The sequence below is a fragment of the Streptomyces sp. NPDC093598 genome, assembly GCF_044764825.1.
Classification (GTDB): domain Bacteria; phylum Actinomycetota; class Actinomycetes; order Streptomycetales; family Streptomycetaceae; genus Streptomyces.
Genome location: NZ_JBIWIV010000001.1, coordinates 961,573 through 976,984, shown reverse-complemented (window position 1 = coordinate 976,984; position 15,412 = coordinate 961,573). Strand labels below are relative to the sequence as shown.

The following is a 15,412-nucleotide window of genomic DNA, read 5'->3' as shown; positions in this document are numbered from 1 at the left end:
TGACCTGCCCGAACGTTCCGTTCTGATCGCTTTGGCAACTTGATATTCAGGACGGCGATTGCTGGATACAGTCGTTTTGTTACTACTGGTTGCGGGGGCAACTAGAGCTTGGTCGGCTGTGCCGACGTCCTGGGGAGGGCCTGTAGCGCATGAGTCGTCGCTCTGCTGGTTTTGTCGGTGCGTGGGCTGAGATTCAGCGGCAGCAACAACGTCAGGTGGAAGCCGAGGCGAGGCAGCGTCGGGAGGAGGCGCGGCAGGTCCGGGCGTACCAGCGGCTGGCCACGCAAAGCCAACGAGACTACCGCCAGGCGGAGGCCAGGCGACGTACCGAGGAGCTGGAAGCCCAGGTCGCAGCCCTGCAGAGTCTGCTGACCACGGGCTGCCAGGCGCCGGTCTTCCGGGCACTGTCTCTCATGCGTGCGGAAGACATCCCACCGTTCGACCCAGGGCAGCTTGCCTGGCCGGTGCGGATGCCCGACCCGAACCAGTACCAGGCTCAGGGCGGCTGGACCGCCAGTCAGCGAGCGCGGGCACAAGCCGAGGCGCGGGCTCGGTTCGAGCAGGACTGGCATGCCGCGCAGGTCGCCGAGGCGCAGCGGCAGCAACAGTTAGCCGCGTTGCAGCGGGACTACGAGCAGAGGACGGAGTCTCAGCGGGCCGAGGTGCGTCGGCACAATGCCGGAGTCGTGGAAGTGACCGAGGGGGTCGGACGGGGCGCCCCGGACTCCGTGGTCGAGTACTTCTCCGCTGCGCTCTACGCGTCGACGGCCTGGCCGGAGGGCTTTCCTCGGCAGGTGGCGGCGGCCTACGACGTAGCGGGGCGGCAGTTGGTGCTGGACTGGGAACTGCCCACATACGACGTGGTTCCGGAAGCGAAGTCAGTGAGGTACCTGTCCCGAGAGGATCAGTACAAGGAAGCGACACGGCCGGTGAGCCAGCGTCGGGCGCTGTACCGAGAGGTGCTGGGACAGAGCATGCTGCTGGTGCTGCATCAGCTGTTCGCGGCGGACGAGTACAACATCCTCGACTCGGTAGCCCTGAACGGCTTCGTGGACGCCCCCGATCCGGCGACAGGACGACAGACGCAGATCTTCCTGGCGACCGTCATGGCCTCTCGGGAGGCTTTCACGGACCTGAATCTGAGGCAGGTGGACCCGGTCAGCTGCCTGACCGACGCGCTGCGGGGACAGATCTCGACCCGGCCCGACCAGCTCACTTCCGTGCGGCCGAGCCGGCAGCCCCAGGACGTCGGCAGCCCTGTGGCCGCCCACGGTGGCGACCACGAGCCGAACCTGTACGACATGGATCCGATCGCCTTCGAGTCCCTCGTCGCCGAGCTGTTCCGCGCCATGGGTATGCAGGCGGTGACGACTCAGCGCTCGAACGATGGTGGCGTGGACGTCGATGCGATGGACCCGACTCCCATCCGCGGTGGCAAGATCGTCGTGCAGGTGAAGCGCTACCGCAACACGGTGCCGCCCACGGCCGTGCGCGATCTTTACGGCACGGTTCAAGACGTCGGCGCCAACAAGGGCGTTCTGGTGACGACGTCCGGGTTCGGTCCGGGATCTCACACCTTTGCTCGGGGCAAGCCCTTGGAGCTCATCGGCGGCAGCGAACTCGTTGACCTGCTGCACAGGCATGGGCTTCGCGGACGCCTGGGAGAGAGGGGGCCGGGAGCCCCAGCGCAGCCGACGCCGTCCAGCCCTGCGGCTCCCTCCGACGACTACAACGTGCTGGGCATGACGTGGTCTGGCAACGTCGCACTCGACGTGTGCGCGCTGGTCTGCCAGGGCAGCCACGTCCTCAGCGAAGACCACTTCGTCTTCTTCAACAACCCGCAGACACCTGACGGTTCGGTACGCGCAGTACAGGCTGCGGGACCGGACAAGGCCGCCATTCATGTCGCCTTCGATGGGCTGCCAGAGGCCGCTGACCGGTTCGTGATGGTGGCTGCTGTGGATCCCGAGGTGAACCCGGAGGCTGACCTGTCCGGGTTCACCAATGCCTGCATCCGGCTCCTGGATCCGGCAATGACCGAGCTCGGGCGGCTTGAGGTCTCCGATGGGCGCGCCGGGGAGACCGCATTGGTGCTCGGATCTTTCCGGCGCAGGTCCAGTGGTGACTGGGACTTCGTGCTGGGCGGCAAGGGTTACACGGGCGGCTTGGAGCAGCTCGTCCGGGACTACGGCATAGATGTGGAGTAACGCTTGGGCTCCTGCCCCTGACGGTCAAGAACGGGGCGCCGGCTCCCAGCGGGCACGGGCATGCCGCCGCGCCGAGGATCGTCGCGTGGAGCAGAACGGGCAGCACGCCCGCCGCGGGGCCGGTGAGAGGGCCGATCAGGAAGGCGATGACGATGAGCAGGGCCCGCTGCGACAGCCCTCCGGCAGGTGGAGGCGGTACCTGGGCGCCTCGGCTGTCGGCCGTGCTGTGGGGCAGCGGTTCCACGGGGAACGACAGTCCCCGGGAATTGCCGGATCCGATCCCGCGGCTCATCCGGTCAATGAAGTCACAGAGGCTTCGAAGCATGGTCACGCCCCCAAGCGCGAGAACCTGTGAGGTGAGAGGCCCGTTCTGTGGGGGACCCGCTGAGCAAGTCGGGTTGGTGACGCTCCCCCGGGGGGCCGGCTCGGCCAGGTTCCCCCAGTTCAGAATGTGTGCTGGGGGAGCCGTCAGGTCAGGCGGCCCTCTTCGCAGACCCGCCGGGCGACCTCGCGCAGCTTGATGTTCTTCTCCTGGGAGAAGCGGCGCAGCACGTCGAAGGCCTGCTCCTCGGTGAGGTGGTGGCTGCCCATGAGGATGCCCATGGCCTCGCCGATGACGTGGCGCGTGGCCAGGGCCTGCTCCATCTGGGCGTGACTGCGGGCGCTGGAGAAGGCGACCGCGGCGTGCGAGGCCAGCAGCCAGCCGGCGGTCTCGCTGTCCTCCGTGAAGGCCCCCGGACGGTGCGAGTAGAGGTCGAGCGCGCCGAGATCCTGGTCCTCGGTGTACAGCAGGAAGCCCATCATGCTGCCCACGCCCAGTTCATGGGCCCGCCGGGCGTACGCGGGCCAGCGGGACTGCTCGGCGGTGAAGTCGGCGATGCGGAACACGCGCTCCCCGGTGCTGGTGCGGGCCGCGTCGAAGCAGGGGCCCTCCGCGAGGCGCTCCTGGAGCCGGTCGCTCTCGACGACCAGGTCGTGGGTGGGTGCCACTGTCTCCACGCTCTTGCCGTGCAGCAGGAGGATGCCCGCCGCGTCGCAGCCCGCGACGCGTTCCGTGGCCGTTCCGGTGATGTGCTCGAGTGTGGCGCCGACCGAGTCCTGGGCGAGCAGGTCACGCGCCATGGAGGCCATATCCCGAGCGAACACGCGCCAGTCCACCGTCGTCCTCCTCGGTCCGGGTGCCGGGCATGCATCCCTTCTGCCACGGTGCCACGGCTCGCACACCCCGGGCAGCCGCACATCGCGTTCGTCGTCCCGCCGGGTCACGCCTTGCGTCACCTATCGAATCTCGATAGATTTCCATCGTGGCTCGATCGAAGGAGTGGTGATGGGGAAGCTGGCCGTGGCGGCGTTGCGTGGGGTGCTCGTGGTGCTGATCGCCGGGTCGCTGTTCGTGCAGGCGGTGATGGTGCCGCTGCTGGCCGTCGACATGAACGGGCTCAAGCCCGAGTACGCGTATCTGCGCACCCCGATCCTCGTGATCACGATCCTCGGTATCGTGACCGCCCAGGTCGTCGTGGTGTGCGTGTGGCGGCTGGTGACGATGGTGCGTCGCGGGACGGTGTTCTCGACCGCTGCCTTCCGCTACGTGCACATCGTGATCGGCGCGTTCGTGGCAGCCGCCCTGCTGGTCTTCGCGCTCGCGGTCGTGCTCGCGCCGGGCGAGGCCGTGGCTCCCGGGGTGGTCCTGCTGCTGTGCGGGGTCGTCGTGGCCGTGCTGGGCGTCGCGCTGGTCGTGCTCGTGCTGCGGATGCTGCTCGCGCAGGCCGTCGCACGCGACATCGAGGCGGCCCGGATGCGGGCCGAGCTGGAAGAGGTCATCTGATGCCGATCGCCGTCGACATCGACGTGATGCTGGCCAAACGGAAGATGTCCGTGGGCGAACTGGCGGAACGCGTCGGCATCACCCCCGCCAACCTTGCGGTCCTCAAGAACGGCCGCGCCAAGGCGGTCCGCTTCTCGACCCTCGCCGCACTGTGCGAGGTGCTGGAATGCCAGCCGGGAGATCTGCTGCGCTGGGAGCCGGAGGGGGCGGCCGACCCCACGCCCGACTCCACGCCCGACTCCACGCCCGACTCGAGGGCCGGCTCGACAATGGCCTGATGGAGAACATCAGCATCCGCCCGGCCCGGCCCGCCGAACTCGCCGCAGTGGCCACCCTCCGGTGGGAGTGGCTCGTCGAGAACGGCTCGGAGGACCTCGGCGAACGCGAGGACTTCGTACGGCACTTCGTCGCCTGGGCGGGGGAGAACGCCGGATCCCACCGCTGCATGGTCCTCGTCCGGGACGACCGGGTCATCGGCATGGCCTGGCTTGCGGTGGTGCAGCGGGTGCCCACTCCCCGGGCGCCGCGGCGGGCCTCCGGCGATCTCCAGTGCGTGTACGTCGTACCCGAGGCGCGGGACGGCGGGCTGGGCGGGCGGCTCATCCGGGCCGTCCTGGACGGAGCCCGCGAGCTCGGACTGGAACGCGTGACCGTGCACTCCAGCCCGCGGGCCATCCCCGCGTACGCCCGCAGCGGCTTCCAGGAGTCACCCCGGCTGCTCCAGGCGCAGGTCACCCGCGCGTGAGCCGTATGAACCTGCGGCCGAGTGGCGGAACCGCGGGAGAACGGGGCGGGACTGTGCGGTGCTGCATCCGGACGGGGCGCTGAGGCGTCTACGACGGTATGGATCTGGAGAAGCATCCCCGCGAGAGTTCCCGAACGCGGGTCGACCTGCACAAGCGGCCGGCCGAACCGCCCGTCCGGCAGGAGCCGGAGGCGCCCGGGGGATGCCTCGCCGTCGCGATCCGGATTCCCGTACGGATCATCGTGCTCGTCCTGGTCGTGCCCGTGCGGATGCTGTGGGACGCGCTCGTCGTGGCCGGGCGGTTCCTGAACGACGCCCTGCTCCGGCCGCTCGGCCGGGCGCTGCTGTGGCTTGCGCGGGCGGTGTTCGTCTGGCCGTTCGTGGGGCTGTGGCGATACGTGGTCGTCCCGGTGGGCAAGGCCCTCGGATGGCTCGGGAACGTCCTCGTCGTCGTGCCTGTGGTGTGGCTGTACCGGCACGTACTGACGCCCGTGGGGCACGCGATCGCATGGACCGTCCGGGGCATCGGGTCTGTGATCGGCTGGACCGCGGGGGGCGTGGGAGCCGGGCTCGGCTGGGTGTACGCGCACCTGCTCACGCCCGTCGGGCAGGCGGTGATGTGGGTCCTGAGGGGGCTCGGCGCCGGGCTCGCCGCACTCGGCATCGGCGTCTGGACGGCCCTGGCCTGGCTCGCGAAGTACCTCGTCGTCGTACCCGCCGTCTGGCTGTACACCTGGGTGCTCGCACCGGTCGGCCGCGCGATCGGCTGGTGCGGCAAGGGGCTCGTGTGGCTGGTCAGCATGATCGGCACCGGCATCGGCGCGGCCCTCTACTGGATCGCCCGCATCCTCCTCGTCCTGCCCGCGCTCGCCCTCTGGCGCTGGATCCTCACACCCGTCGGACGCGCGCTCGCCGTCATCGGGCGGGAGGTGTGGGACGCGCTCGGCCACGCCTGGCGCGTCGCCGGGCACATCTCGCTCGCCGTCGGGCGATTCCTCGGGACCCTCTTCCGGTGGATCGTCGTCGAACCGGTCCGCTGGGTGTACCGCAGTGTGCTGACACCCGTCGGGCACGTCGTACGGGACGTCGTCCTGCGGCCCGCCGCCGAGGCCGCCCGCAGTGTGGGGCTGGCCACCCGGCAGGCGCTGGCCGCCGCCCGCGAGTCCGTACGGCAGGCCCGCGCCGACTTCCGGCGGATGCTCCTCGGCGATCCGCGGCAGCCGCGGCCGGTCGACCGGAGGGAACCTTCGGGACGCGAGGCACGTACTCTTGGTGGCAGTACGACCGCTCTCACGAAGGACTGAACGACACTGGGCAAGCGACAGCCCGAAGGCCCGCCGCCCGCACCCGCGGTGCAGCGCATCCGACTGCGCTACACCAAGCGCGGCCGCCTCCGGTTCACCAGCCACCGTGACTTCCAGCGCGCCTTCGAGCGTGCGTTGCGCCGTGCCGAGGTGCCGATGGCCTACTCGGCCGGCTTCACACCGCACCCGAAGGTGTCGTATGCCAATGCCGCACCCACCGGCACGGGCAGTGAGGCGGAATACCTGGAGATCGCGCTCACCGCGCCGCGCGACCCGGAGCAGCTCAGGGCCCTCCTCGACGAGTCGCTGCCCACCGGGCTCGACATCATCGAGGCGGTCGAGGCCCGCACCTCGGGACTCGCCGACCGGCTGACGGCTTCCGTCTGGGAGCTCCGGCTGGACGGAGTGCCGCTGGAGGAGGCCCGCCGAGCGGCGGACGCCTTCAACGCGGCCGAGACCGTCGAGGTCCAGCGCCTCGCCAAGAACGGCGTCCGCACCTTCGACGCCCGCTCCGCGGTCGCGAGCCTGGAGGTCCGCGCCCTCGAGGAAACGCACAGTTCGCAGGCTGATAGGCCGACCGACCAGCCCTGTGCGATACTGCGGCTGGTTGTTCGGCACGTGACGCCTGCCGTACGACCCGACGACGTCCTGTCCGGTCTCCGCGCCGTGGCCGACCTGGCGCCGCCGGTCCCCGCAGCGGTGACCAGGCTGGCGCAGGGGCTGTTCGATGCAGAGACCGGCACGGTGACCGACCCGCTCGCGCCCGACCGCGAGGCAGTCGAGGCCCACACAACGGCCGAACCGACTGCCGCCGCGACGGCGCCGGCGTAAGGAAGGTCCCGCGAAGGGACGGACGTCGTAGCGCCGCCCTCGGACTCGGGAGCCACCTGGGTCGGGCAGCGCACCGACCAGAAGACTTTCGCCAGGCCGTGCGCATTCGGCGTACGGAACCGGCGAGACAGGACACAGAGAGCTCCCGTGCGGCGCCCGCGCCCCGGACGGCGGCGAACGCGCACAGCGCGCGCCGCGGACGTCACCGGCATCGCCGGACCAAGCGCGGCGCCCGGGAGCCTGACGGGAGATAAGCCCGCATGCTCGAACCGACCGAACCTACAGAGGGTTCCGAACAGAACACCCCCAGCGACACGCTGCCGCCGCGCAGGCGGCGCCGTGCCGCGTCCCGCCCGGCGGGTCCGCCCACCGGTGCCTCCTCCGACACGCCGGTGGAGACCGTTGCGCCCGCCATACCGGCCGCCGATGCCGAAGAGCTCGCGGCCGACGTCGTGGAGGCCGACGAGGCCGGGGAGGTCGAGGGAGCCGTCGCCGAGACCGACAAGGCTCCCGAAGCCGTCGAGAGCGACGAGGACGCCGCGCCCGCCGGGCGCAAGCGGCGTCGTGCCGTGCGCCGGGCTTCCGCCCCTGTCGGCGCTCCGGCGGCCGCGGAGGCCGCCGAGACCGTGGTCCCGGTGGCCGCCGGTGCACCCGCTGACTCCGAGCCGGCCGAGGCCGCCGCTCCCGCCGCGTCCGCCGAGGTGACCGAGGCCGCCGCTCCCAAGCGCACCCGGCGCCGCGCCACGCGCACCGTGACCTCGCCCGCCGCGGCTCCGGCCGAGACGGCCGAGACGGTCGCGGCTCCGGCCGAGGCCCGTACCCCGGAGCCGGCGGTCGCGACCTCCGGCGCCGCCGAAGGCGCCGAGGCCGCTGAAGCCGAGGGTGCCGAGGCCGCTGAAGAGGCTGCTCCGCGTCGGACTCGCCGGCGTGCCTCGCGGCGGGCGTCCGCGCCCGCCGGGGCCCCTTCCGCCGCGGACGCGGTGGAGGGCGACGCCGAGGAGGCGAAGGCATCCGTGACCGAGAACCCGGCCGCCGAGGCCCCCCGCGCGTCCGAGGCCAACGCCTCCGAGGCCACCGCCGAAACGGCCCCCCTGGCCTCCGCCGAAACCGCCCCCGCCGACGAGGCTGCCGAGTCGGCCGAAGAGGCCGGTCCGCGTCGCCGTCGCCGGGTCGTGCGCCGTGCCGCCAGTGGCTTCGCCGAGCCCGCCCAGCCCGCCAAGGGCGCGAGGGCCTCGAAGGCCGCCGCTCGTGCGACCGCGAAGGCGGCCGACAGCGACAGCGAGTCGCCGTCGCGTCCGGCGCGGCCCGCCGTCGCGCTGTTCCAGGCGCCCGTCTTCACCGAGCCCCAGTTCCAGACGCCGGAGCGGGCCGCCGCCGCTGCCGCCGCCGAGGCGGCCGGAGCAGCGGAGCCCCAGGAGGCCGAGGAGGCCGAGGAGGCCACGCCGGCCGAGGCCCCGCGCGAGGAGCAGACCGGCGGTTCGCGCCGTCGGCGTCGGCGCCGGGGTGCCGGGGACGAGCCCGAGGCCCAGGCCCCTGAGACCGCCGCCGACACCGCCGCCGACGAGGCGGAGGAGGCCGACGAGTCCGCCGAGGACCAGGCCGACGGCGACGACCAGGATGAGTCCGAGGGCACCGGCTCGCGCCGCCGCCGTCGCCGGGGCGGTCGCCGTCGCAGGCGCGGCGAGTCGGCCGAGGCCGACGGCGAGGGCGGCGAGGACGCCGAGTCCGAGCAGAGCGCCGAGCAGGACACCGAGGACAGCGCCGAGGAGGACGACGAGGACTCCGAGGACGCCGCCGACCGCGACGAGTCCGGCGGGGGCGGGTCCAGCAGCAGCCGCCGTCGCCGTCGCCGCCGTCGCCGCGCCGGGGACTCCGGCACCGAGCCCGAGCCCTCCGACGACGACCCGGAGCGCACGGTCGTCAAGGTCCGCGAGCCCCGCCCCAAGGCCGAGCCGTCCGACGAGGTGCAGTCCATCAAGGGCTCGACCCGTCTGGAGGCCAAGAAGCAGCGCCGCCGCGAAGGCCGCGAGCAGGGCCGCCGACGCGTCCCGATCATCACCGAGGCCGAGTTCCTGGCCCGCCGCGAGGCCGTCGAGCGTGTGATGGTCGTGCGCCAGCACGGCGACCGCACGCAGATCGGCGTTCTCGAGGACGACGTGCTCGTCGAGCACTACGTCAACAAGGAGCAGTCGACCTCGTACGTCGGCAACGTCTACCTCGGCAAGGTGCAGAACGTGCTGCCGTCGATGGAGGCCGCCTTCATCGACATCGGCAAGGGCCGCAACGCCGTGCTGTACGCCGGTGAGGTCAACTTCGAGGCGCTGGGCATGGCCCACGGGCCGCGGCGCATCGAGTCCGCCCTCAAGTCCGGCCAGTCGGTGCTCGTCCAGGTGACGAAGGACCCGATCGGCCACAAGGGCGCCCGCCTGACCAGCCAGGTCTCCCTCCCGGGCCGCTACCTCGTGTACGTCCCCGAGGGCTCCATGACCGGCATCAGCCGCAAGCTGCCCGACACCGAGCGGGCCCGGCTGAAGACCATCCTCAAGAAGATCGTCCCCGAGGACGCGGGCGTCATCGTGCGCACCGCCGCCGAGGGCGCGAGCGAGGACGAGCTGCGCCGGGACGTCGAGCGGCTGCAGCAGCAGTGGGAGGACATCCAGAAGAAGGCCAAGAACGGCAACGCCCCGACGCTGCTGTACGGCGAGCCGGACATGACCGTCCGGGTCGTGCGCGACATCTTCAACGAGGACTTCTCCAAGGTCGTCGTCAGCGGCGACGAGGCGTGGTCGACCATCCACGGATACGTCTCGCACGTCGCGCCGGACCTCGCCGAGCGGCTGTCGAAGTGGACCTCCGAGGTCGACGTCTTCGCCACGTACCGGATCGACGAGCAGCTCGCCAAGGCCCTCGACCGCAAGGTGTGGCTGCCCAGCGGCGGTTCGCTGGTGATCGACCGGACCGAGGCGATGGTCGTCGTCGACGTCAACACCGGCAAGTTCACCGGCCAGGGCGGCAACCTCGAGGAGACCGTCACCAGGAACAACCTGGAGGCGGCCGAGGAGATCGTGCGTCAGCTGCGGCTGCGCGACCTCGGCGGCATCATCGTCATCGACTTCATCGACATGGTGCTGGAGTCCAACCGGGACCTGGTGCTGCGGCGCCTGCTGGAGTGCCTGGGCCGGGACCGTACGAAGCACCAGGTCGCCGAGGTGACCTCGCTGGGGCTCGTGCAGATGACCCGCAAGCGGGTCGGGCAGGGGCTGCTGGAGTCCTTCTCCGAGACCTGCGTCCACTGCAACGGGCGCGGTGTCATCGTCCACATGGAGCAGCCGACGGCCCCCGGTGGCGGCGGCAAGCGCAAGAAGCGCGCGCGTGCCGGTGCCGCGGAACAGCCCCACGTCCACGAGGCGGTCGTCGAGACCGCCGAGGAGGAGGCCGAGACCGAGGCCGAGATCGGAGCCGAGGTCGCCGAGCCGATCGCGCTGCCCGAACCGGTCTTCGAGCCCGACGAGGAGCTGTACAGCAGCGCCGCCGAGGCGGAGGCCGCGGCCGGCCGTGGCCGGTCGCGACGCCGGGCGAGCCGGCGGGCGTCGGCTCCGGCGGGCTCCCCGCGCGGTGAGGCGGCGGAGCCGACGGCCGAGCAGGGCAGGGACAGGACCCGGCGCGGCAGGGGCAGGGCCGAGCAGGCCGAGGCCCAGGTGCCGACGGCTCAGGACGTGACCGCCGCGCAGGAGGTCGCCCGTCCGGTGCAGCCGGAGCCGGCCGCCGAGGCGCAGGCCGAGCCGATGGCCGTGGAGGACCCGGTGGTCGAGGCGGCTCCGGACGCGCAGCCCGCTCCGGCCGCTCCGGCCGAGGATGCCGCGCCCAAGGGCCGTACCCGGCGGCGGGCCACCCGCAAGGTGTCCGCTCCGGCCGGTTCTCCGGCGGGGGCCGAGGCGACCGTGGTGACGGTCGCCGAGACCGCGACCGCGGTGTCCGAGGCCGACGCCGCCGAGGTGCCCGAGCCGGCCGCCGAGGCGCCCGCCGAGAGCGCCGCCCCGGCCCGTCCGCGGCGCCGTGCCGTGCGCAAGCCCACGGTGTCCACGGCGTCCGAGGAGACGGCCGTCGTGGTCGTCCCGTCGGCCGCGCCCGAGGAGGCCCCGCAGGTGTCCGCGTCCGGCGGCGCCGTCACGGAGGAGGCCGCCGAGGAGTCGGCACCCGCCAAGAAGGCAGCCCGCAAGACGGCCAAGAAGGCCACGGCGAAGAAGGCCGCCACCACCAAGAAGACGGCGGCGAAGAAGACCGCCGCCAAGAAGACGACGGCCAAGAAGGCGGCGAAGACCACCAAGACCGCCGCCAAGAAGACCGCGTCGAAGAAGACCGTGGCGGCGGAGCAGTCCACGTCCTCCGCGTCCTCCGCGTCCTCCGTCTCGGCCTCCGCCGACGAGGGCTGACCGGCCTCGATGTCCCCCGGGGCGTGCGCGAACTCCGCGTACGCCCCCGGGGACGCGACCGGCGTGACCGGTCGCACAGGTGGCGGGCCCGGCTCGGTTTGACCCTTTCGGCCGCGGCCCCGTAACCTTGACCGTCGGCGTGTCGACTGACACGTCACATCCCCGTAAACCTCATCCTCCGGGCGCCGGGCGCCCAGGAGAGGCCGCTCGCTGAGTCGGGCGGCTGGCCTGCGGGGGTGCCGTTTCCCGAGCGAGAGAGTGAGTCCGCGTGTACGCCATCGTGCGCAGCGGTGGTCGCCAGCACAAGGTTGCTGTCGGCGACATCGTTGAGGTTGACAAGATTTCCACTGCCAAGGTTGGCGACTCGGTCGAGCTCTCGACCCTGCTCGTTGTCGACGGTGACGCCGTGACCAGCGACCCGTGGGTGCTGGCCGGCATCAAGGTCCAGGCCGAGGTCGTGGACCACCACAAGGGCCAGAAGATCGACATTCTGCGCTACAAGAACAAGACCGGTTACCGCCGTCGCCAGGGCCACCGCCAGCAGTACACGGCGATCAAGGTCACTGAGATCCCCACGGCTGCGAAGTAAGGGACTGAGGAGAAATGGCACACAAGAAGGGCGCATCGTCCACCCGGAACGGTCGCGACTCCAATGCCCAGCGGCTCGGCGTGAAGCGCTTCGGCGGTCAGGTCGTCAACGCGGGTGAGATCCTGGTTCGTCAGCGTGGCACCCACTTCCACCCGGGCGCCGGCGTCGGCCGTGGTGGCGACGACACGCTGTTCGCCCTCGAGGCCGGTTCGGTGCAGTTCGGCACCCACCGTGGCCGCAAGGTCGTGAACATCGTTCCGGTTGCCTGATCGGAAGCTTTCGCGAGGCGGACCTCACTTCCCTCAAGGGAAGCGGGTCCGCCTTTCGCGTGTTACCCAAAAGACATTCCCGTAGTAACTGGAGGCACATCCCATGACCACCTTCGTGGACCGCGTCGAGCTGCATGTCGCCGCGGGTAGCGGAGGCCACGGCTGTGCCTCCGTCCACCGTGAGAAGTTCAAGCCCCTGGGCGGGCCGGACGGCGGCAACGGCGGACGCGGCGGGGACGTGATCCTCACCGTCGACCAGTCGGTCACCACGCTGCTCGACTACCACCACTCCCCGCACCGCAAGGCCACCAACGGCAAGCCCGGCGAGGGCGGCAACCGCTCCGGCAAGGACGGGCAGGACCTCGTGCTGCCGGTGCCGGACGGCACCGTCGTGCTGGACAAGGCGGGCAACGTCCTCGCGGACCTCGTCGGGCACGGCACGTCCTACGTCGCCGCGCAGGGCGGCCGGGGCGGCCTCGGCAATGCGGCACTGGCCTCCGCGCGGCGCAAGGCGCCCGGGTTCGCGCTGCTCGGTGAGCCGGGAGACCTGCGGGACGTCGTCCTGGAGCTGAAGACCGTCGCCGACGTGGCGCTCGTCGGATATCCGAGTGCCGGCAAGTCGTCGCTGATCTCGGTGCTGAGCGCCGCCAAGCCGAAGATCGCCGACTACCCCTTCACCACCCTCGTGCCGAACCTCGGTGTCGTCACGGCCGGTTCGACGGTGTACACCATCGCCGACGTGCCCGGCCTCATCCCCGGTGCCAGCCAGGGCAAGGGCCTGGGGCTGGAGTTCCTGCGGCACGTGGAGCGGTGCAGTGTGCTCGTCCACGTCCTGGACACCGCGACGCTGGAGTCGGACCGCGATCCGGCCTCCGACCTCGACATCATCGAGGAGGAGCTGCGGCAGTACGGCGGGCTGGACAACCGGCCGCGGATCGTCGTCCTGAACAAGATCGACGTACCGGACGGCAAGGATCTGGCCGAGATGGTGCGACCCGACCTGGAGGCGCGCGGCTACCGCGTGTTCGAGGTGTCGGCCGTGGCGCACATGGGCCTGAAGGAGCTGTCGTACGCGCTCGCGGAGGTCGTGGCGCAGGCGAGGGCCGCGAAGCCGAAGGAAGAGGCCACCCGGATCGTGATCCGGCCCAAGGCCGTGGACGACACCGGCTTCACCGTGACGCAGGAAGCCGACGGCCTGTTCCGGGTGCGCGGTGAGAAGCCCGAACGCTGGGTGCGCCAGACCGACTTCAACAACGACGAGGCCGTCGGATACCTCGCGGACCGGCTCAACCGGCTCGGTGTCGAAGCGGAGCTGATGAAGGCGGGCGCCCGAGGCGGCGACGGCGTGGCCATCGGCCCCGAGGACAACGCGGTCGTCTTCGACTGGGAGCCGTCCGTGACAGCCGGAGCCGAGATGCTCGGCCGCCGTGGTGAGGACCACCGGCTCGAGGGGGAGCGGCCGGCCGCGCAGCGCCGCAAGGACCGGCAGGCCGAGCGGGACGAGGCGCAGCAGGAGTTCGACGACTTCGAGCCGTTCTGAGTCAACAACAAGCACATGCGCAACGGACTTCGGTGCAACCAAGCCGTTCTCCGGTGAGTCGTACAGGGCAGTGCCGGTGAGGATCTTGTTCCTCTCGGCACCGTAACGGCCCAGCGGAGCAACGGAGTCGACGTGCCGCAGTCCATGAGCAAGCGCAGGGCCGGTCGAGTGGTCGCGGCGGCCGTCGCCGTCGTCGCGGCCGTCACCACCCCGGTGGCCGCGCACGCCGTCCCCGCTGCCTCCTCCGTCGCGGAGAAGCTCCGGGACGACTTCAACGCAGACGGCTACGCCGACCTCGCGGTGGCTGCCCCGAGCGCGACCGTCGGCGGCGAGAAGGGCGCCGGCTACGTCGCCGTCGTCTACGGCTCCGAGAACGGGCTGAACGTCACGACGAGGCAGGTCCTCAGCCAGAGCACGGCCGGTGTGCCCGGCAGCCCCGAGGCGGACGACGCGTTCGGCAGCGCGCTCGTCACCGCCGACCTCGACCGCGACGGTTGAAGGCGTACGACGGGCTCGGTGGGCAAGGGCAGCTGGCGTTGGCGGACTTCGGCGGTGACGGTGCCGAGGACCTGGTGACCGTGGAGAACCAGTTCAACCTGCGGGTGCTGAACGGACCGTTCTCCCGGGACGGTTCCGCGGGCCAGGGCGAGCAGATCGTCAAGGACGAGTTCGACAGCCGCGTCCTGGACCTCGCCACCGGTGACCTCGACGGTGACGGGATCACCGACGTCGCCGCCACCGAGAACGACGGCGACGAGTACGACGCCCGCCGGGTCGTGCACTGGCTGGGCGGCGAGCAGGGACTCTCCCCGTACACCACCGTGCAGGACGGTGACGGCAACCGGCTCCAGGGCGGGGAGAACCTCGGCATCGGCGACATCGACCGGGACGGCTTCGACGACATCGTGGTCGGCCGGGCCGTCGACGGGTACGACAGCGACCTCGGCACCCCCGCCGCCAGGGGCGGGCGGATCACGTGGATACCGGGCGGCGGCGACGGAGCCGACGGCACCAGGGCCGAGTACCTCAACCAGGACAGTCCCGGCGTGCCCGGCTCCGCAGAGAAGGGCGACGGCTTCGGGACGGACGTCCAGGTCGCCGACGTCACCGGTGACGGTCACCCGGACGTGGTGACCGGCGTGCCCGGTGAGGACCTGGGCACGGTGTCCGGCGCGGGCGCGGTCGTCGTGCTGCGCGGCACCGCGGCCGGGCTCACCGGCGCAGGAGCCCAGGTGGTCACGCAGAACACGCCCGATGTGCCGGGCGCCGCCGAGGCGGGCGACGCGTTCGGCAAGGCCGTGCACCTTGCGGACGCGAACAGGGACGGTCCGGCCGACCTGTCCGCCGGCGCGCCGGGGGAGAACGGCAACGCCGGAGTGGTGTGGTACTTCAGGTCCGGCCCCACGACCGTCGTGAGCCCCGACGCCACCACGGCCTTCGGCAACACACTCCTCGGTACGACCGCCACAGGCGCACGGCTCGGCACCGGCTTCGCTTACTGATCTCCTGTCAGACTCGCCCCGGCAACGGCTTGTTCCGATGCTGGCGGCGAGTCTCTCTTTGTCTGCTTAGTTGTCATGTACGTGAACCCCGGCGTTCAGCGGGCGGACCGCCCGCGAGCGTGAAGCTTCCCAGTGTCCAAGTGGCCAGCGAGGTAAGGGAGTCAGCC

At 71.4% G+C, this 15,412-nt stretch carries 13 protein-coding genes; 12 read left to right on the top strand and 1 reads right to left on the bottom strand.

Annotation, left to right across the window (positions count from 1 at the left end; genetic code table 11):
* Window positions 1–149: 149 nt before the first annotated feature.
* Window positions 150–2,207, top strand: coding sequence for a restriction endonuclease (locus ACIRDU_RS04535; protein WP_403574302.1), 2,058 nt, complete (start codon window positions 150–152; stop codon window positions 2,205–2,207).
* Window positions 2,208–2,675: 468 nt separating this feature from the next.
* Here the strand turns inward: ACIRDU_RS04535 and ACIRDU_RS04530 are convergent, their stop codons facing one another.
* On the bottom strand, window positions 2,676–3,338 hold the full coding sequence (locus tag ACIRDU_RS04530; RefSeq protein ID WP_403574299.1) for a GAF and ANTAR domain-containing protein: 663 nt from the start codon (window positions 3,336–3,338) through the stop codon (window positions 2,676–2,678).
* Between the two features lie 196 nt (window positions 3,339–3,534).
* Between ACIRDU_RS04530 and ACIRDU_RS04525 the strand changes: the two genes are divergently transcribed.
* The 11 genes from ACIRDU_RS04525 to ACIRDU_RS04475 all read left to right on the top strand — a co-directional run bounded on the left by ACIRDU_RS04525 (window position 3,535) and on the right by ACIRDU_RS04475 (window position 15,245).
* Entirely contained in the window at window positions 3,535–4,032 is a 498-nt protein-coding gene (locus tag ACIRDU_RS04525; RefSeq protein ID WP_403574296.1) for a DUF2975 domain-containing protein, read from the top strand.
* Window positions 4,032–4,310 carry a helix-turn-helix domain-containing protein gene (locus ACIRDU_RS04520; protein WP_403574293.1) on the top strand — a complete coding sequence of 93 codons (279 nt, stop codon included), beginning with the start codon at window positions 4,032–4,034 and terminating at the stop codon, window positions 4,308–4,310. Before ACIRDU_RS04525 ends, ACIRDU_RS04520 begins: the two co-directional genes overlap by 1 nt.
* A complete protein-coding gene (locus tag ACIRDU_RS04515; protein WP_403574290.1) occupies window positions 4,310–4,777 on the top strand; it encodes a GNAT family N-acetyltransferase in 468 nt (155 codons plus the stop codon). The genes ACIRDU_RS04520 and ACIRDU_RS04515 overlap by 1 nt, the downstream gene beginning before the upstream one ends.
* A 98-nt stretch (window positions 4,778–4,875) precedes the next feature.
* Entirely contained in the window at window positions 4,876–6,081 is a 1,206-nt protein-coding gene (locus ACIRDU_RS04510; RefSeq protein WP_403574287.1) for a hypothetical protein, read from the top strand.
* 48 nt (window positions 6,082–6,129) lie between these two features.
* Window positions 6,130–6,912 carry a TIGR03936 family radical SAM-associated protein gene (locus ACIRDU_RS04505; protein ID WP_403574284.1) on the top strand — a complete coding sequence of 261 codons (783 nt, stop codon included), beginning with the start codon at window positions 6,130–6,132 and terminating at the stop codon, window positions 6,910–6,912.
* A 260-nt stretch (window positions 6,913–7,172) separates the two neighbouring features.
* The gene (locus ACIRDU_RS04500) at window positions 7,173–11,345 is read left to right on the top strand and encodes a ribonuclease E/G (RefSeq protein WP_403574281.1); all 4,173 of its coding nucleotides are present in this window, start codon (window positions 7,173–7,175) and stop codon (window positions 11,343–11,345) included.
* Window positions 11,346–11,613: 268 nt separating this feature from the next.
* Window positions 11,614–11,934, top strand: coding sequence for a 50S ribosomal protein L21 (rplU, locus tag ACIRDU_RS04495; RefSeq protein WP_030836278.1), 321 nt, complete (start codon window positions 11,614–11,616; stop codon window positions 11,932–11,934).
* A gap of 14 nt (window positions 11,935–11,948) precedes the next feature.
* Window positions 11,949–12,203, top strand: coding sequence for a 50S ribosomal protein L27 (rpmA, locus tag ACIRDU_RS04490; protein ID WP_003990207.1), 255 nt, complete (start codon window positions 11,949–11,951; stop codon window positions 12,201–12,203).
* Window positions 12,204–12,306: 103 nt separating this feature from the next.
* Window positions 12,307–13,743: a GTPase ObgE gene (gene obgE / locus ACIRDU_RS04485; RefSeq protein WP_403574276.1), complete on the top strand. Its 1,437-nt coding sequence runs from the start codon at window positions 12,307–12,309 to the stop codon at window positions 13,741–13,743.
* Between the two features lie 132 nt (window positions 13,744–13,875).
* Window positions 13,876–14,241 carry an integrin alpha gene (locus ACIRDU_RS04480; protein ID WP_403574273.1) on the top strand — a complete coding sequence of 122 codons (366 nt, stop codon included), beginning with the start codon at window positions 13,876–13,878 and terminating at the stop codon, window positions 14,239–14,241.
* Between the two features lie 38 nt (window positions 14,242–14,279).
* Window positions 14,280–15,245, top strand: a complete 966-nt coding sequence (locus ACIRDU_RS04475) for an FG-GAP and VCBS repeat-containing protein (RefSeq protein ID WP_403574270.1) — start codon at window positions 14,280–14,282, stop codon at window positions 15,243–15,245.
* Window positions 15,246–15,412 lie beyond the last annotated feature (167 nt).